The organism is Bradyrhizobium sp. CAR08, assembly GCF_052871955.1.
In genome coordinates this window covers 262794-279701 of record NZ_JBIXJX010000007.1, presented here as the reverse complement: position 1 = coordinate 279701, position 16908 = coordinate 262794, and the positions used below count along the sequence as shown (strand labels likewise).

The 16908-nt window shown below is 60.6% G+C and carries 21 protein-coding genes; 4 read left to right on the top strand and 17 right to left on the bottom strand.

Annotated elements, in window-relative coordinates; all coding sequences use genetic code 11:
- Positions 1–35 precede the first annotated feature (35 nt).
- The 7 genes from mnhG to ACIPUD_RS17195 form a co-directional block, all read right to left on the bottom strand.
- Positions 36–386: a monovalent cation/H(+) antiporter subunit G gene (gene mnhG / locus ACIPUD_RS17225; protein ID WP_247455576.1), complete on the bottom strand. Its 351-nt coding sequence runs from the start codon at positions 384–386 to the stop codon at positions 36–38.
- Positions 383–664 (bottom strand): K+/H+ antiporter subunit F, encoded by a 282-nt coding sequence (locus ACIPUD_RS17220; protein WP_085352294.1) that lies wholly within the window; start codon positions 662–664, stop codon positions 383–385. Before ACIPUD_RS17220 ends, mnhG begins: the two co-directional genes overlap by 4 nt.
- Positions 661–1149 carry a Na+/H+ antiporter subunit E gene (locus ACIPUD_RS17215; protein WP_085352293.1) on the bottom strand — a complete coding sequence of 163 codons (489 nt, stop codon included), beginning with the start codon at positions 1147–1149 and terminating at the stop codon, positions 661–663. The genes ACIPUD_RS17220 and ACIPUD_RS17215 overlap by 4 nt, the downstream gene beginning before the upstream one ends.
- Positions 1146–2777, bottom strand: a complete 1632-nt coding sequence (locus tag ACIPUD_RS17210) for a monovalent cation/H+ antiporter subunit D (RefSeq protein ID WP_446481209.1) — start codon at positions 2775–2777, stop codon at positions 1146–1148. The genes ACIPUD_RS17215 and ACIPUD_RS17210 overlap by 4 nt, the downstream gene beginning before the upstream one ends.
- Positions 2774–3115: a Na+/H+ antiporter subunit C gene (locus ACIPUD_RS17205; protein ID WP_018458528.1), complete on the bottom strand. Its 342-nt coding sequence runs from the start codon at positions 3113–3115 to the stop codon at positions 2774–2776. Before ACIPUD_RS17205 ends, ACIPUD_RS17210 begins: the two co-directional genes overlap by 4 nt.
- A complete protein-coding gene (locus tag ACIPUD_RS17200) occupies positions 3115–6036 on the bottom strand; it encodes a monovalent cation/H+ antiporter subunit A (RefSeq protein ID WP_446481208.1) in 2922 nt (973 codons plus the stop codon). Before ACIPUD_RS17200 ends, ACIPUD_RS17205 begins: the two co-directional genes overlap by 1 nt.
- Before the next feature lie 163 nt (positions 6037–6199).
- Complete coding sequence (locus ACIPUD_RS17195) at positions 6200–6355, bottom strand: hypothetical protein (RefSeq protein WP_158091577.1); 156 nt, start codon at positions 6353–6355, stop codon at positions 6200–6202.
- A 478-nt stretch (positions 6356–6833) separates the two neighbouring features.
- On the opposite strand from ACIPUD_RS17195, the gene ACIPUD_RS17190 reads away from it, so the two are divergent.
- The 3 genes from ACIPUD_RS17190 (at position 6834) to ACIPUD_RS17180 (ending at position 8598) form a co-directional block, all read left to right on the top strand.
- Entirely contained in the window at positions 6834–7325 is a 492-nt protein-coding gene (locus ACIPUD_RS17190) for a GreA/GreB family elongation factor (RefSeq protein WP_446481207.1), read from the top strand.
- 9 nt (positions 7326–7334) lie between these two features.
- On the top strand, positions 7335–7748 hold the full coding sequence (gene rnk / locus ACIPUD_RS17185) for a nucleoside diphosphate kinase regulator (protein WP_446481206.1): 414 nt from the start codon (positions 7335–7337) through the stop codon (positions 7746–7748).
- A 655-nt stretch (positions 7749–8403) separates the two neighbouring features.
- Positions 8404–8598 (top strand): hypothetical protein, encoded by a 195-nt coding sequence (locus ACIPUD_RS17180; protein WP_026233604.1) that lies wholly within the window; start codon positions 8404–8406, stop codon positions 8596–8598.
- A gap of 36 nt (positions 8599–8634) precedes the next feature.
- Here the strand turns inward: ACIPUD_RS17180 and ACIPUD_RS17175 are convergent, their stop codons facing one another.
- The 3 genes from ACIPUD_RS17175 to ACIPUD_RS17165 form a co-directional block, all read right to left on the bottom strand.
- Positions 8635–9030 carry a response regulator gene (locus tag ACIPUD_RS17175; RefSeq protein ID WP_446481205.1) on the bottom strand — a complete coding sequence of 132 codons (396 nt, stop codon included), beginning with the start codon at positions 9028–9030 and terminating at the stop codon, positions 8635–8637.
- A gap of 264 nt (positions 9031–9294) precedes the next feature.
- The gene (locus tag ACIPUD_RS17170; protein ID WP_018458521.1) at positions 9295–9483 is read right to left on the bottom strand and encodes a hypothetical protein; all 189 of its coding nucleotides are present in this window, start codon (positions 9481–9483) and stop codon (positions 9295–9297) included.
- A gap of 235 nt (positions 9484–9718) precedes the next feature.
- Positions 9719–11680: a hybrid sensor histidine kinase/response regulator gene (locus ACIPUD_RS17165; protein WP_247394534.1), complete on the bottom strand. Its 1962-nt coding sequence runs from the start codon at positions 11678–11680 to the stop codon at positions 9719–9721.
- Positions 11681–12087: 407 nt separating this feature from the next.
- Between ACIPUD_RS17165 and ACIPUD_RS17160 the strand changes: the two genes are divergently transcribed.
- A complete protein-coding gene (locus ACIPUD_RS17160) occupies positions 12088–12348 on the top strand; it encodes a DUF1127 domain-containing protein (RefSeq protein WP_083926524.1) in 261 nt (86 codons plus the stop codon).
- A 113-nt stretch (positions 12349–12461) separates the two neighbouring features.
- Here ACIPUD_RS17160 and ACIPUD_RS17155 read toward each other — a convergent pair whose 3' ends face one another.
- The 7 genes from ACIPUD_RS17155 to ACIPUD_RS17125 form a co-directional block, all read right to left on the bottom strand.
- Positions 12462–12962 (bottom strand): GlcG/HbpS family heme-binding protein, encoded by a 501-nt coding sequence (locus ACIPUD_RS17155; protein ID WP_446481226.1) that lies wholly within the window; start codon positions 12960–12962, stop codon positions 12462–12464.
- A 29-nt stretch (positions 12963–12991) separates the two neighbouring features.
- Entirely contained in the window at positions 12992–13585 is a 594-nt protein-coding gene (locus tag ACIPUD_RS17150) for a hypothetical protein (protein ID WP_245329517.1), read from the bottom strand.
- Positions 13586–13823: 238 nt separating this feature from the next.
- Positions 13824–14573, bottom strand: a complete 750-nt coding sequence (locus tag ACIPUD_RS17145) for a sulfite exporter TauE/SafE family protein (RefSeq protein ID WP_446481204.1) — start codon at positions 14571–14573, stop codon at positions 13824–13826.
- A 90-nt stretch (positions 14574–14663) separates the two neighbouring features.
- On the bottom strand, positions 14664–14798 hold the full coding sequence (locus tag ACIPUD_RS17140; protein ID WP_018458516.1) for a hypothetical protein: 135 nt from the start codon (positions 14796–14798) through the stop codon (positions 14664–14666).
- Positions 14799–15199: 401 nt separating this feature from the next.
- Complete coding sequence (locus tag ACIPUD_RS17135; protein ID WP_231188696.1) at positions 15200–15511, bottom strand: conotoxin; 312 nt, start codon at positions 15509–15511, stop codon at positions 15200–15202.
- Between the two features lie 153 nt (positions 15512–15664).
- The gene (locus tag ACIPUD_RS17130) at positions 15665–16573 is read right to left on the bottom strand and encodes a DUF1259 domain-containing protein (protein ID WP_094183500.1); all 909 of its coding nucleotides are present in this window, start codon (positions 16571–16573) and stop codon (positions 15665–15667) included.
- A gap of 16 nt (positions 16574–16589) precedes the next feature.
- On the bottom strand, positions 16590–16823 hold the full coding sequence (locus ACIPUD_RS17125) for a hypothetical protein (RefSeq protein ID WP_026233600.1): 234 nt from the start codon (positions 16821–16823) through the stop codon (positions 16590–16592).
- Between the last annotated feature and the right edge of the window lie 85 nt (positions 16824–16908).

Here is a 16908-nt window from a genome sequence, read left to right as displayed (position 1 = left end):
CAAGGAACCTGCCGCAAAAAATCGCGCGTCTCGCGCTAATTGCCCTCTGGTCCGCGAACTTGCGCACTCTTTTCGGCGGTATCGCGAAATCGCGCTGCGCCCACCAATACGGTCAGCGCAATAGGCGTGGTTACCACGCCAAGCCCGATGATCAGGATTTCGTGCAGCACGGGCCTGCTCTGAAGTACCGAAAAGCAAACGATTGAAGCAGCTGCAATGAATACGGTGCCCAGCGTTGTCCCGAGCGTCGGCGCGTGGACGCGCTCGTAGAATGTGCCGAACCGCAAAAGGCCCAGCGAACCGACCAGTGTGGCGGCGGCGCCGACAAGAAGGAGAAATGCCGTGAGAGCCGCAGCCCAGGGCGGCAGGTGTTCGATGCTGTTCATTCCATCACCTCGCCGCGCAGCAGAAACTTCGCTAGCGCAACCGTACCAACAAAACCGAAGAGGGCCATGGCCAGAGCCGCCTCGAAATAGAGCGTTTCGCCGGATCGAATCCCGAACGTCAGAAGCAACAACATCGCGTTCACGGACACCGTGTCGAAGCCCAGAACGCGATCCTGTGCTCGCGGCCCCCGAAAGATGCGAACCGCGCCACAGCCGATAGCCAACACCAGAAGTACCTGCGCGGCGACAAGCGCGTAGATCAGCAAGAGCTGGCTCATTCGAATATCTCCAGCAGATGGCGTTCGTAGCGCTGCTTGATCGTGCGGATCCACTCGGCTTCATCGACCAGGTCGAGAACATGGATCATCAACAAGCCCTTCTGGGCATCGAAATTCACCCACAACGTTCCGGGCGTCGAGGTGATGATGCAAGCCAACATGGCCAGTCCGTAGGGATTGCGCATATCGAGCGGAATGTTCACGAACCCGGATTTTCGCTGCCGGCGCCCAAAGCCGAGAATGATCTGGCCAACCGCCAAGTTGGAGCGGATGATATCAATCGCTACCAATCCCAACAGGCGGAGAAGGACGCCGGGTCGCCTGACGTGCGTGCTTGGCAGCTCCAGCACGGTGAGGATCCGCCCGCCGACGAGCGCGATCACACAACCGAGGAGGACATGTCCGACCGTGACTGCTTGATTGAGCAGCAGCCACAATGCGAGAAGACAGAAGCTCACCCGCGGAAAGGGCAGGAATCGCGTCATTCGCCACCCGCCTTTCGGCTGCCTTGGACGCTGATCTCCAGGACGTCGCTGACGTAGCCCGCCGGGGCGTGCAGCGATTGCGCCGTTGCCTGCATGAAACGCATCACCGGACCGGCGAGCACTGTCTGGGTCGCGCAAATGATCAACAGGAACATGATGGGCGCCATTTCGATCAGGCGCACACGCGGCACGGTGCGATCTGGCGAGGCCCAGAAGGAGCGGATACCTGCTCGGGTCAGCGCGACCAACGCCGCAAAACTGGACACGAGGAGCGCCAACAGGAGCGCCCATCCACTGCCGGGAACGGCACCGCCCGGATGCATGTCTGAAGGATGAAGCGCCGCCGTCAGCAGCGCGAATTTGGCTATGAACCCCGACAGCGGCGGAAGCCCGGCGATGACCAGGGCGCATCCGATAAAGGCGACGCCGAGCAATCCCATCGTAGCCACAATGGCCATGCCGACTTCCTCTTCGGTATCGTCCGCATCGTCGTCTTCTCCGTAAGCTTCTCGCGTGACGGCGATCACGTCAGCTCCCGGTTCGCGGCCGCGCTCGATGAGTTCGGCCAGAAGGAAGAACGCGCTGATGCCGAGAGTCGAGCTGACCAGGTAAAACAGTGCTCCGCCGGTGACGCTGACTTGCCCGGTCCCCGTGGCTGCCAGCACGGTTCCGGAGGATACGAGCACCGAAAAGCCGCCGAGACGGGCGGTGTCCTGGGATGCCAATGTGCCGATTGCTCCGAAGGCGATCGTCGCCACCCCGCCCCACAACAGCCAGTCACTGCCGAAGCCCGCTGACGCGCCGCTGCCCTCACCGAAAAGCAGCAGCGATAGACGCAGGATGATATATACGCCGACCTTGGTCATGATCGCAAAGATCGACGCCACCGGTGGACTCGCCGCTGCGTAGGCCGTCGGCAGCCAGAAACACAGAGGCCACATGCCGGCCTTGAGCAGGAAGGCCACGGCCAGCATGCCGGCGCCTGCTTCGAGCAAACCGCGGCTCTCCGCAGAGATTGCAGGTATCCGCGCCGAGAGGTCCGCCATATTGAGCGTCCCGGTGACGCCATAGATCAGGCTGACCCCGATCAGGAACAATAGAGACGCGACCAGATTCACGACGATGTAGTGCAACCCAGCCTTCACCCGTGCGAGACCGGAACCATGCAGCAGAAGTCCGTACGAAGCGGCCAGCAACAACTCGAAGAAGACAAACAGATTGAAGAGATCGCCGGTCAGGAAGGCACCATTGAGGCCCATCAACAGAAACTGAAAGAGCGGATGGAAATGCGCGCCCGTCCGGTGCCAACGGGCAAGAGAGAACACAACCGACGCCAACGCCAGGATGCTGGTCAGGAGCAGCATGAGCGCGGAGAGCCGATCGAGAACGAGGACAATTCCGAACGGAGCAGGCCAATCGCCCAGGCGATAGACTTCCCTGATTCCGGGGTGACCCGAATCAGACATTCCGAGCAAGATCACCGCGACGCAAACGAGTGCAACCGTTGCGGCGACATTGACCGCAGCCACGATGTTGCGGTGCCGCTCTCCATTCAAGAGCAGCATGCCTGCGCCGGCAAGCAGGGGCAGGACGATGGGCGCAACAACCAGATTTGCAATTCCGCTCACGCCTCGGGCTCCTGACCGTCGACGTGATCGGTGCGCGCCAGGCCGCGCGACGCGAGGAGAACGACAAGGAACAACGCGGTCGTCGCAAAACTGATGACGATTGCAGTCAGTACGAGCGCCTGTGGTAGCGGGTCAGCATGTTTCGTTGCATCCCCGATCTCCTTTGCGATCAGCACCGGCGCTCCCGTCCGCACCCGCCCCATGGCCACAATGAAGAGATTGACCGCGTAAGAGAGCAACGAAAGCCCGATGATGACTTGAAACGTGCGCGGCCTGAGGATCAGCCACACTCCGGACGCCGTAAGCGCACCTATGCCGATGGCCAGGCTAAGCTCCATTACACCAACTCCTCTTTCGCTCGCTCATCGTGCGCGCGTTGCCCCGCCTGGAGCGGCACGCCATAGCGACGCAGCGATTGATGCGCGATTGCGATGAGCATCAATACCGTGGCGCCGACGACGAGCGAGAACACACCGATATCGAAGAGAAGAGCGCTAGCCGTGGGGACGCGACCGAGCAGAGGCAGTTCGGCATATGCAAAGTACGAGGTCAGGAAGGGGTGTCCGAAAACGCAGGCGGCAGCTCCCGCACACCCTGCCAGCAAGAGGCCGAAACCCATCCAACGCACCGGCATGACGTGAAGACGAGCTTCCACCCACACCGTGCCGCGAGCCATATACTGCAGGATGAACGCTGTTGCCATTGCGATGCCGGCGACGAAGCCGCCGCCCGGAAGGTCGTGCCCGCGCAAGAGAAGGAAAATGGCCACGACGCCGATCACGGGAAACAGCAGCCCCATCATCAATGCCGCGGTAGCAAGCGTGTCCTTGGCAGTGTCGCCCTTCTGTCGATCGGGATGAGCCTCGTCGTGGGCATCCTGGGCATGCTGCTGTTCGGGAACGGGAATGCTTTCGGGGGCCGGACGGAAACGGCGCAAAAGCGCAAAGACGGTCAGTGCGACGACCGCAAGCACGGTGATCTCGCCGAGCGTATCGAACCCGCGAAAATCCACCAGGATGACGTTCACCACGTTGGTTCCGCCCCCCTTCGTGTAGGCGTTTTCCACGAAGTATCGCGAAATGCTGTGGTTGTCCGGGAGCTGCATGGCCGCCAGCGCAAGCGTGCCCAAACCGAGCCCGGCGAGGAGCGCGATGGAGAAATCGCGAACGCGGTGCCACCGAATGCTGTCGGGCGCCTCTGCCGGGCCTGGTCGCGCAATGCGTTTCGGCAGCCACCGCAAGCCGAGCAACAGGAGAACCGTCGTAACCGTCTCAACGACGATCTGCGTCAGCGCGACATCGGGAGCGGATAACCAGACCAAGCTGACGCAGGTGACGAGACCCGCGGTCCCGAGCAGTATCAGCGCCACCACCCGATGAAATTTGGCCTGGACCGCGGCCGCCACCGCGCAGCCAACGCCCACCACCCAGAGTAGTCCAAAGACGAGGTCGAATTCCCTTCCTGACGGTCCCGTCAGCGAGAGGCCGCGGGCGTAAAGGGGCAGCAGGGCAGCGACGAACGCCACGCCAGCCAGCAGTCTCAATTGTGGTTGGAGACGCCTCGTGCCGAGATTGGTGGCGAGCCATCGCGCAAACCGCCAGGACAATGTCACCAACACCCAGTCAAAGATCCGCTTGCCATTGATGCGACCGAGCAAGGGCGGTCCCTCATGCGCGAGCAGGTAGGAGCGCAGCATGACGTAGACGCCCAACCCGCCGGCCATCGCCACGAAGCTCATCAGAAGTTCAGGCGTAATTCCGTGCCAGAGACGAAGGCTGTACTCCGGCATCGCGGAGCCGAGAACCGCCCGGGCAGCCGTATCGAGGATCGGCGCCACTGTGAGAGCCGGCGCGACACCGACGATGAGGCATGCCAGCACGAGCAGTTCGGCCGGAAGTCGCATCAACAGGGGCGGCTCATGTGGAACGCGTGGCAAGCCGGTTGGAGCCGGGCCGAAGAACACGTCGCGAATGAAGCGCAGCGAATAGGCAACCGTGAACGTGCTGGCGAGAGTGACGATGTACGGCAGCGCCTGATCGACGAGGGAATTGTCATGGACCTCGATCGTCTCGGCAAAAAACATTTCCTTCGACAGAAAACCATTCAGCAGCGGCACTCCCGCCATTGCCGCGGCAGCCACCATGGCCAGCGTCGCCGTAATCGGCATGAAGGCCCACAGCCCGCTAAGGCGGCGGATGTCGCGCGTGCCGGTTTCGTGATCGATGATGCCGGCCGCCATGAACAGCGATGCCTTAAAGGTCGCGTGGTTCATGATATGGAAAATCGCCGCGATCTGTCCGAATGGGGTATCGAGTCCGGTCAAAAGCGTGATCAGTCCGAGATGGCTGATCGTCGAGTAGGCCAATAGCCCCTTCAGATCCTGCTGGAACACGGCGAGAAAGGCGCCCAGAAAAAACGTGATCAGGCCGATCGAGCCCACCAGCCACAGCCATTCATTCGTTCCACCCATTGCCGGCCAGAGCCGCACTAGAAGGAACACTCCGGCCTTCACCATTGTTGCCGAATGGAGATAAGCTGAAACGGGAGTTGGAGCGGCCATCGCGTGCGGCAGCCAGAAATGAAACGGGAACTGGGCGCTTTTTGTGAGAGCGCCGAGAAGGATTAGAACGAGTGCGGGGACATAAAGCGCGTGCGAACGGATCGCGTTTCCGGAAGCCAGCACCTGCTCCAGGTCATAGCTGCCGACGATGTGCCCGATGAGCAGCACGCCGGCGAAGAGGCAAAGCCCACCCGTCGACGTGATCACCAGCGCCATCCGCGCGCCGTCTCTCGCCGCCGCGTTGTGGTGCCAGTAACTGATCAGCAGGAATGAAAAGAGACTGGTCAGCTCCCAGAAAAAAACCAGTTGGAGCAGGTTGCCGGAGAGCACGATTCCCAGCATTGCTCCCATGAAGGCGAGCAGCAGGGAGAAGAACCGCGGAACGGGATCACTGGGTGACATGTAGTACCGGGCATACAGCACCACCAGAAAACCGATGCCGGTGATCAGCATGGCGAAGGCCCATGCGAACCCGTCAAGCCTCAGCACAAATGCGAGTCCAAGTTCAGCGACCCAGTCCGTTCGCCACCCGACAACGCCGCCATTCGTCACGTTCGGATAAGCCGCACCGATGAGGCAAAAAGCTGTAAGTGCGACCGCTCCAGCGAGCCATGCCTCAGCGTTGCGTGCATTGACCCGCAAGAGCGCCGCAATAAAGCTTCCTGCGAAAGGAAGGACGAGAACGGCAAGCAGGAACATTTGCGTTCATTGCCCCAGGCTGCGAGGTGGAGAGATGCTTTCGCTGATCCTCAATTGCTTAGCCGAGGCGGATCGATATCTCCACTGCTAGATTTTAGCGCCATTGTGATGGTTTGGCCGGAAACCGCCATTCCGGCGGACACTGGCTCCGCGATTGAGCGGTTCAGATCCAGTGTGGAAGGGTGCCAGTCGCGGCGGCAACGACGGCGGCGAGAGCGCCCAGCAACGCACAGAATCCGCAGAGCGCGATCCCCCGCCAGCCACTCATCTCGACCGGCTCGGTGTCCTCAGCTGGGCTGACCTCGGAGCGGTATCGCATGTCATGGCGCCCGTTCAGTGTTCCATCGCCAGGTGCAAGCGATCGATGCCGACTATAATAATGGTTCTGTAGAACTACGGCTCACATTCACGTCAAACCGCCGCCCGGGGCCTACCGGTGCGACAAGAGCGATCGCCTGCAGCAACGTCAGCCTGTCCATCCCACGCGGTGTAATCTTCGACGCACGTTCTTGCGCAGCTGGGTAGACCCGCGTGCTTGTTCGATGTCTCACTTCAATGACGCTCCTTGTCTCCTCTCGATACTTCGCGTGCACAGGTGCTGTGCGGTTTCGTCGCAATGTTTCCAGGGAAATGAACCACTATAGTCAGAGCATCATGGCTTATGTCATCGACATTGATGCGCGCACCGCGCGTTTTGCTCTTCACGCCGGCCGCCTCCAAGCAGGCGGTTAGCCGGGCGGTGTTCGCGCCGTCCGGGCCCTTTTCCAGCTTTCGTGACCTCCAGTCGAGAGGTCGTCTTGAAGCAGAAGGAGTGCGCCGTGCTGCCTCTTCCAAAAATTGCACTGACCTCATCAGACTATCCGCGGCTCGAACAGCTCGCCCGGCTCGCCGTCCAAAAAGGAGATTTGGACGGGATATTCCTCATGGGCGAAATCAACCGCGCCGATATCGTCGCGGACGAAACGGACAACGTCCGTCCTTTCGTGACGATCGGATCATGGGTCACCCATTGCACGAATTGGGGCGCTCCGCGTCGCGCCGTGCAACTGGTCTGGCCTGAGGAGTGCTGGTCGGATCCCGCCTGCATTTCGGTGTTGACCCCGCTGGGTACAGCTTTGATCGGACTGCGGGTCGGCGATCAGATGCCGTACTTCGTCGCCGGATGTCTGAATGTCGTCAGGGTCCAAAGCCTGACCCCATCGGATTCAAAGGTCGTCCCATTCTTCCGGAGAGGGCCGACGCGGTCAGGCAACCCGTTCGATGACGACCCCGGACCAACTGCAGCATAGGAGCGACCAATGCGCAATTTCGAAGCTGAGAGCCGGCGAGAACAGCCGGCGTTGCCGCCGATCAAGATTACTGAGGACGAATCACGGCGCCTCAGTTCCTTGGCCCATTCGAGCATGGATCTGTTTCCGCGAGTGGCCCATTTTCTGGCTCGAGAGATGGAACGTGCCACGGTGACGGACGAGAACAACTTGCGAGGCGTGATCAGGATGGGATCGAAAGTGACCTATCGCGATGACGAGACGGGTGCGAGCCGAGAGATCGTGCTGGTCTATCCGCATGAGGCAAACATCGAGCTCAGTCGGATCTCGGTCCTGACGCCTGTTGGAGCGGCCTTGATCGGCCTATCGCCGGGACAGCGGATCGACTTCGAGACGCCCCACAAGCGCACCAGGGGCCTGACCGTTCTCGCTGTGTCCGAATAAGGCGCGTACGTTAAGTCAGACCGAGCATCGCCGTCTTGCGATGTGGGCGCGTAGTCCCGAGGACGTCGCGCCCGGATCTGGCCCTTCGTATGAATTCGACAGCGCACACGCCTTGGTTTCGTAGCGCTGTGGATCACCGCGCCTCTCACTATTGCAGGACTGGTCGCCCAACGACTCTGCGCGGCTTCGATCCATCATAGTGAGTTTGCAACGCGGTGTGCCCCCCAGAGGACCGGGGCTCAGGGGTCGTAAAAGTCGTTCACGAGGACGTCTCAAGTCGCGGCCGTGCGGTTGATCTACACACTCGCTCTTTGGAAAAGGACAGGAACATTCCTGCGATTGCCAAGTTTTCCCGATGCCCTTCCCCAAGGGCGACCCCGAGTGGCCCCAGCTCCATGCCCCCAATAGCCCCGCGAGCTGGGGCCCGTTTTTTTTCGAAATTTGGGCTGATAACGGGAACCAAGAACCACTTCTTTGGTTGGGCATCATTCGCAACCGCACCTCAAATAACGTGGTGCCGACACACGAAGGACCTCAGCTGGCCCAGCCCCGAGCTGAAGCCCTTCTTGTGTCGTGCGCGCATTTTTAAGCCGATTCGGAACGAATATTCGACCCTTGAATCATTCCACGTCAGCTAAGTGTCGGATGTCCAACCGTGTCGCGCTTAAATCAGTTCGCCCGTGAGGCCGCAGCGGCATTGCTGCGCATGGCAAAAACAACAAAAAATCCCACGGTCGCTGCTGGCTTGGTCCAGCGTGCGGCAGACCTGAAAGACCGCACCGGCGAGCTTCCTGCCATTGATGTCGAGGCCATGGCCGAAGAGCCGCCCAAGCCCTTGACGAAGAACTAAGGCTGCCTCGGTCGGAGAAGGCTTCGTCCACTCCCCTCAGGACTGCGCGGGCGGAGTTCCGGTATTCAGAAGTTGAGCTACGGCGGTCACGATTTGCGCAGGTGCAAATGGCTTGGTCAGCAAGATGCTGTTGGGCACGCCGCGGGCGGGCCATTGATCGGCCGCCGCGCCTGTCATGTAAATCACAGAGATGTCCGGATTTAGCTCCCTGGCGCGATGGCCGACTTGCCAGCCATCGAGCTTTCCGAACAAATTTATATCGGTAACGAGTGCGCGATACTTGGTTTGGTTGCCCTGCAGAAGACTAACTGCATCCTCCCCGCTGACGGCGACTTCGGCTTCAAAGCCGCCATCTGACAATGCGTCGGCCACCATGTCGCGGATAAGCTGTTCGTCTTCGACGACGAGGATAGTAACTCCCGTCCCTTGCATGCTGGCCCCCTGCGCACCCCGCTGTGCGATCGGGAAGGAACTCGCGATAAAGAGTTATGTTCCATTTTGAACACAGGGAGCAAGGGTCCCCCGCCCAACGGATGTCAGCTCGACTTCGGGAGTGCAGCTTCTTGCGCGACTTCCCGATCAATTCGCGAAAGCCCACGACATACTCTTGGAGGATGCGCCACCGGGCCTCGTCGCCCTCGCTGACCAGCCGCACGGCCGCAGGCGGCCCTGATCCAGATCGATCTTTTAACTCTCTCAGGGCTGCGGCGGGTCTTCTGGCGGGCTTGGTGGCGGCAGTCCGTATTCCAAGGCGCGCTTTGCCGCCAGCTTTCTGTAAGCCGCGGCCTGGTTCAACAGCTGAGTTTTGAAGGTCGAATCCTGCTCGCCCGCCGCCAATTTCTCCAGACCGACGGCACGCTCCAGGTATTCGTTCAACAGTTTCATCGCCGCCCCCGGCTTTTTTCGGACCCTTAAAAATCTCACGGCGCGAAAAAAGGTCAAGCGGGGAAGTCCCGGCTACCGATCCACTCCCTCAGGGTGAGCGCAGTATGGGAATCCTGGTGCCGTTGAGGCACCAGGCAGTCAGGGAAGGGATGACGGCTAAGGCCCAGAGAACGGACGGTGCTACGGTGGCCGCCGCCGGCCGGCGGTCAGGATAGTACCGCTGGTCAGACCCTGGTCATTCAAACTGATCCAGAATCTCTCGCACCTTCAGCGCCAGTTTTGCTTGCGAGATTGGCTTCTCCAGCAGGTTGACACCTTCATCAAGCCTTCCCTGATGGACCACGGCATTACGCGAATAGCCCGTCATGTACAGGATCTTCAGTCCCGGTCTAATTTGATGCGCGCGCCTGCCGAGCTCGCGACCATTGATCCCCGGCATGACCACGTCAGTGAGAAGAAGGTCCACCTTCGAATCGTCTTGCAGGAGAATGGTCAGAGCGGCCTGAGCGCTGCGGGCCGAGAGGACGCGATAGTTGAGATCCCGCAGGACGTCAGAAATATAGACGCGCAGATCCTCATCGTCCTCGACGACGAGAACGGTCTCGGATAGCTCACCCTCGGCAATTTCCTCAGGTGCGATTTCTTCGGGCCGTGTGCTTCCGGAGAAGCGCGGAAAGTACATCTTGATGGTGGTGCCTTGCCCCACCTCGCTGTAGATTTTTGCGTGGCCTCCGGATTGCTTGACGAAGCCGTAGACCTGGCTCAGGCCAAGGCCGGTGCCGTGGCCCGGCTCCTTTGTCGTAAAGAAGGGTTCAAAGGCGTGACTGAGAACGTCCCGCGACATTCCGCCTCCGGTGTCAGTCACGCAAATGGCGACGTACTGACCGGGCGCCAGTTCAGGATTGAGCCGGCAGTAATCATCGTCGGCGGAGATGTTGGCTGCTTCCAAAGTCAGCTTTCCGCCGTCGGGCATGGCGTCACGAGCGTTGATTGCCAGGTTGACGATGGCTGACTCCAGATGATTGGCGTCGGCTTCGATTTCCCAAAGACCCGCACTTCCGACGGTCTGGACTTCGATGCGCTCTCCGAGCGTGCGCTGAAGAAATTCCTGCAGGCCATTGACGTAGTTGTTTACGTTGATTGGCCTGGGATCGAGCGCTTGTCGGCGCGAAAATGCCAACAAGCGACTGGTTAACGCCGCGGCTCTCTGTGCGCCGCGCTTCGCGTTTGCGAGCGCCCGGTTCAGATTGGCTCCGGGCGCCTTGGCGTGCCGCTCAGCTGTTTCGAGATTGCCAAGGACGATCATGAGCAGATTGTTGAAGTCGTGCGCGATGCCACCGCTGAGTTGCCCCACCGCTTCCAGCTTTTGGGATGCGGCGAGTTGCTCCTGAACGTGCTTGAGCTCGTCCTCGGCGCGCTTCCGGTCCGTAACGTCGCGCGTGACTTTGGCGAACCCGACAATGTTTCCGGCCTCGTCCGTGATGCGATCGATGATGACGGATGCCCAGAAGCGGGAGCCGTCTTTTCGCAGGCGCCAGCCTTCCGCCTCGAAGCGACCATGCTCCGCCGCCTCTGAAAGCGCACGCTTGGGCACACCGAGTTCGATGTCTTCGGGCGTGTAAAAAGCGCTAAAATGCTGACCGATGATCTCCGGCGGCGCGTAGCCCTTGATCCGCTCTGCTCCGGGATTCCAGGTTGTCACGTTGCCCAGTGGGTCGAGCTGAAAGATCGCGTAATCGACCACGGCCTCGATTAGCTGGCGATAGCGCCGCTCACTATTGAGAAGCTCTTCATGGGCTTCCTGACGTTCGGTAACATCTCGCGTGACCTTGGCGAAGCCGATCACTTCGCCGGCTTGATTGCGGACGGCATCGATGATGACCGATGCCCAGAAACGGCTTCCGTCCTTGCGGACTCTCCATCCTTCGGCACTGAAGCGGCCTTCTCGTGCTGCGACGCTCAAGGCGCGCTCTGGAAGCCCATTGGCGCGATCATCTGGCGTATAGAAGGATGCGAACGACTTGCCGATGATTTCGTCGGGCGAGTAGCCCTTCAACCGCTGGGCACCGGAGTTCCAGCTGCGGACTGTGCCGTCGAGGTCGATCATGTAGATGGCGTAATCAACGATTGCGTCAATGAGCAGTTGAAGGCGCGCAGTATCGTCGATCCCGTCAAGTTTTGACTGATGGGCTTGCAAATGGTCGACTCCGGTGTCGGGGGAAACCGTTTAACCGCGAAGTCTTTTTATTGTTCCGTGGTGCTGCTTCGTGCGTTGCATGCCTCTGTCGGGATCTGGATCTCAGTTGTACCAGTGAGGGAGCGAGGATCTCAACCATCAGGCGGCGCTCCGATCAGTGCTCCTCGGTCGGATACACTCATTTGCAGGGTGTGATGCTCCGCGTTGCGGTCAGCTTGATCCAGGGACGGGCGGCGCCGAACGTTCCTTTCAGCATGACCGGCACTCCAGCGACGCCTCCAGCTTCCAGATCAGCGGATCGCTTGTGCGGCAGAGACGAGCATGATAGAAAAGGCCATCGGGTCAAACACAACCGCCCGACCAGCTTTCGAGCCAAGCGTTGTTTCGCTCCATTATGGAGGTGAAACATGTCTTGCGACAGCACCACTGGCTCAATCGGCACATCCAGCGCAGCCTTCGTTCCTTCTCCAAGCCCTGCATGGTTCTGGAAACTCACGCTCGCGCTGCTGGACGGCATCACACGGCGCCGCCAATACGACGAGCTTCTCGAACTGGATGACCGGCTTCTCGCGGACATCGGCTTGTCGAGAACAATCGTTGGGGAAGCTCGACGGTGTTACTTCTCAGGTTGGCGCGACAAATCGGATATTGTCGATTCCTGTCGGTGAGCGCCCCACACCTGCGCGTGCGAAGGCGGCGCGTCTGCTTGTCCCTGTGGATCAGACGGCCGCCAGGCTCGTGAAAGGCCGAAGGACTTTTTGACCGCGATCTTGACGTCTTCTCAGAAGTCCAGCTTGTCGCGTATGGCATCAATTCCGGCTTTCGCGCACGCTTCGTCCGCGTCACCGCCCGGCGCGCCGGACACGCCGACCGCTCCGACCAGGGAGCCGCCGGCTTCAACGATCAGTCCTCCGGCAATGACGACCGCTCCGGGAAGGTTGCGAATGCCCGCCTGCATCATCCCCGGCCGGCTGATCGCATTGAGCTCGGTCGTGCTGGTCTTGAACGAGGCTGCTGTCCACGCCTTGCCTGCTGCCGTCGAGGGCGTGTGAGGGCCTGCAAAGCGATCGCGCAACATCACTTGCGTGACGCCGAAGCGATCGACGACGGCAACTGCAACCTGGTATCCACGGGTGCGGCAGTTCGCCAACGCAGCGCGCGCAAGATCGAGCGCCAGTTCTGGACCGAGCGATTTGTAGGCGACCAGACCTTCCTCCGCCCGTACTGGGCAGATGGACGCAATCAGCAGGGCCGTCGCGACCGACAGGCATCGAACGTTCATGGCAATCTCCGGCATAGGTGACCAAAGGCCTATTTGCTCTCACCATATGTCAGATCATCGAACAGGGTCACGCTATCTGCCTTGGTCCACAGGCCGATCATGCCCGCGTCCGGAATGGTGGCGTCTTCCACCTCGAACAATTGCTTTCCGTCATAGCTCACCTTGAACCGACTTCCTGCAAAGTCGCAGCGCAGCAGGTGCCATTGCCCGGACGACACCGGCGCGCTGACGCCATAGCCGCCTCTGCGACCCACGATCTCGAGCGACATTCGAACGCCATTGATCGTCTTGTAGAGAACGACATTGTCCTCCAGCGCGTTAGCCCGGACCACGTAGTAGTGGTCGGCATCCTTCGCACGCCAAATGAGTCCCGCGGCGCGATCCTCGGAACCGGCAACGGCCTTGAATTTCACCTCGACGAAGCCATCACGGATGGCGGTATCGCGCTTGATGGCGAGGGGAAACGTCGCCCGTCCGGATTGCTTGAGAACGTTCGGCTTGCTTGGCGCCGTAGCCTCGGCCTCGACGGTCCATTTCGGCTGTCCCTTGCCGGTCATCGTCAAAGTCCATCCGTCGGGCGAAGTTCCGGCGGCAGCGTTGTCGAAATTCAGGGTCTCGGCCATCGCATTTCCTCCCACCAAAAAAGCCAGCATGGATGCCAGCGCAAGCCTGGCCCATGCAGAAGATTGAATTCGCGCACGGCCTGCCGCGCTCGATCTGCACTCATCACTCATCGGAGAATGCCAGGAGGCCCCCGTGAAGACGCGGCGCGTCTTCGGATCGAACGCGGCGTGATCGAAATCGCTGTTCAGTCCGTTCGGGATGGCGATGACGCCCAGTCGCTTCAATGGCATGATGCCCTTATCGATCAGCGGAAAAAGGGAGGGTCGAGACGACCAGCGAGAGCCCCGCCAACAGCAACAGTGCCAACACAGCCTTGCGAAAGGTCTCGTCCTGGATGGTCCCGAACATCTTGAAGCCGGACCAAAGGCCGGCGACCATGAAGGGAACGCCCAACGCGTACAGCACCAGTGTTTCCCTGGTAATGGTGCCGGCCGCCGCCTGGGACAAGGAGATGACCACGAAGGCGATGAACAGCACCGGCTGAAACACGGCCCGCTGCAAATCCTTCGGCCAACCGCGCCATTGGCACGATATCGTGGAGATCACGCCGCCGAGCCCCGTCAACCCGCCAAGCATCCCATTCGAGATGCCTATTGCGATGTCTGCTCCGGTGCCGATTCTCATGGGCGCGAGCACAGGGCGCGCCAAGCCGTAAATGGAGTAAATCATCAACAACACACCGACGCCGAACCTCAGATAGAGGGGATTGAGATAGACGAGAATTTCAACGCCAATCGGAATGCCGATGACCGTTCCAAGCGCGAGAGGCCATGCCCTGCGCAGATCCAGGACATGTCGCAGCCTATAAATGCCGTAGCCTTGGGTGAGCAGACCGTACCCCGCGATCAAAGTGGCGGTCTGGATCGGCGTGATGATGTGCAGCCAGACACCAGAGACCACCAGGCCCATCGCGAAGCCAGAGAAGCCGCTGACGAAGCCGCCGGCAAGGGCGGCAAGAGCAAAGATAGCGAAGCCAAGTGCGTCCATATGATCGTCCCGGGATCGAGGTGGCGAGCGCTTGGATGGGACTCCATCTCACGGGGAGGTCTCGGTATCCCCGAATCGTCAGTTGTTATGTCAGATGCTTCTCTCGCCCATCGAATAGCTTCGAAGCGTGCCGTCCTGGTCGTAGACGAAGCGATAATGGACTTCGTCCGACATGCCGCGGATTCGACTCGGGTCGCACGACAGCGGCTTCATGACGTAGGTCATGGCAGTCCTCCATTGAGATCACGGATGAATTTCGAGTTGGATGGTTCACGATCGCTGCCGCCCGGCAGAGTCCGTCGGCACGGTGATCCCACCGCCGACAGCGAGGCCCTGGTGGGCGCGAAACGGATAAAGGGGCTTGGAGAGGGGATCGGAAAACGGAAGACATGCAGCGTCCTTGTCGAAACCGGGACGCGATTCTTGGGCATGTCGCCTCACGGGGAGATCGCTTCCCCGTGAGGCAAATATTACGCGCCGGTCGAATTTGTCAATGCCGTCGAAGCTTTGTTTCTAACCACTAGACGGCGCGGATCCGACCAAGCTTCTCGTCACCTGCTGGTGCTCGTGAACGTGTCACCCATATATGTCGCTGTCGGCTTGGACCGCAGATGATTGATTTTGGCTCAACGGCGCTCGGCGTTGTCAGGCCGGGCCCGCCAATCACGTCCCACCGTTTGATGATCCTGATCCGATTGATCGGCTCGGCCGGCGCGATCGCCATCGGTGCCGCCTTGCGCCTTCCAATCACGTTCGATCTTAACGTCTTCGGCGTTCTTCCTGTCTTGGTCTCGGGCCTGTTCAGCTTGCTCGGGAGTTCGATCCGGCTGCACCGGAACGGTCGCCTGCGCCTGACGTGCAGGAGCCGTCTCGTCGGCGCGTGAGGGACTGAGCGTACAAGACAGTAATACTGCCGCGGTGATCACTAGGACACGCATGCCTACCTCCTCCGTTCGTAGAACGGTAACGACCGATACAAGCTTGGGTTCGGAACGGTCGGAGCCGTTTCAGTGCTGCAATGCGATACTTGCGCGTGAATTTGGCCAGCTCGCATTTCACCGAACCTCTTCGCGCGCAGCTCCCGCCTCGCATCAGCTCTTCGTGCTCGCCGTCTTGTCGAGCGCCGCGCGCAGGCCCTCCGCAAGCTTGACGGCATCATCGTTGGCCCAGAAGTGCATGAAGAAGAGCCGAGGCTGTTCGTCCAGCATGTGGCTGTGCAGCGCGGTCACCTCAATGCCGCGCGTCCGAAGCGCGAGGATAACCGGGTTCACTTCGTCGCTGGTCAGCACGAAGTCGCCCGTAATGGCCGCCCTACCCGCGCCCGTCGGCTGGAAGTTGATGGCGATTGCGACGCCCATGGCGGCGACGGGGGTCAACAGCATGCCGTCCTCCGTGATGGGGTCGCGCCGCTTCACGTTGAACTGGTAGACGCCGCCGTTCGCCTGCCCCTTGACGCCGATGATCTGGTCGAGCTTCGCCGTGTCGAGGTCGATGGCGGGCGGCGGATTCGCCGGCGCCGTGACCGTCAGCGGGGTCTTGCTTTCGGCCAGGGCATCATGGATCGCCGCGGCCAGCTTGACCGGGTCGCCATGTCCGGCGACGTGCATGTAGAACGTCGCCGGGCTCGCACGCAGCAGATGATTGTGCACGGCGGTGATCTCGAGCCCGCTCGCGATCATCTTCGCCATCACCGGATTGATCTCGGTTTCGAGCAGCACAAGATCGCCCATGACCATGGCGCCGCTATGCGCAGGCTTGAACGCGATCCAGCCACCGAGCGCCAGCGCCGGCTTGATCGCGACGCCGTCCAATGTCACGGAGAGATCGGTGCGGGGAAAGCCGTAACGGCGGACGTCGTCCGAGACGGCGGGCTTGCGGCCCAGGGTCTCGTCCACCTTCTGCCAGTCGGCATCCTGGGCATATGCCGGGATGAAGGGGCCGAAGCGAAATGCAAGAAGGCAGACGCCAATGCCGACCACGGCCCAGATGATTCTTTTCATCGTGCTACTCCTCGGCTTAGTTTCGCTCTTTAACCCGACCACTGCTGTCGACGACCAGCGTCACCGCCTTGCCGTTCTTCACCGCCTTGGCGGTGACGCCTTCAGCCGTCGACTTGATATCGCTGACTTGCGCGTAGCCGGCCGCCTGGATCTTGGCGACCAACTCCTCCTGTGTCAGAGCGTGCGCGCTCGACAGCACGCCCGCGATCGCAAGCAACAGGACCGTGCGGAAGATTGCTCGTGTTCGCATGATCATTCTCCTGGTCTTGTCCTGCCCCAAGTGAAGTCCGTTTCGCGATCTTCCCCTACTCGGTGCCAACACGGCGCAACAGGCC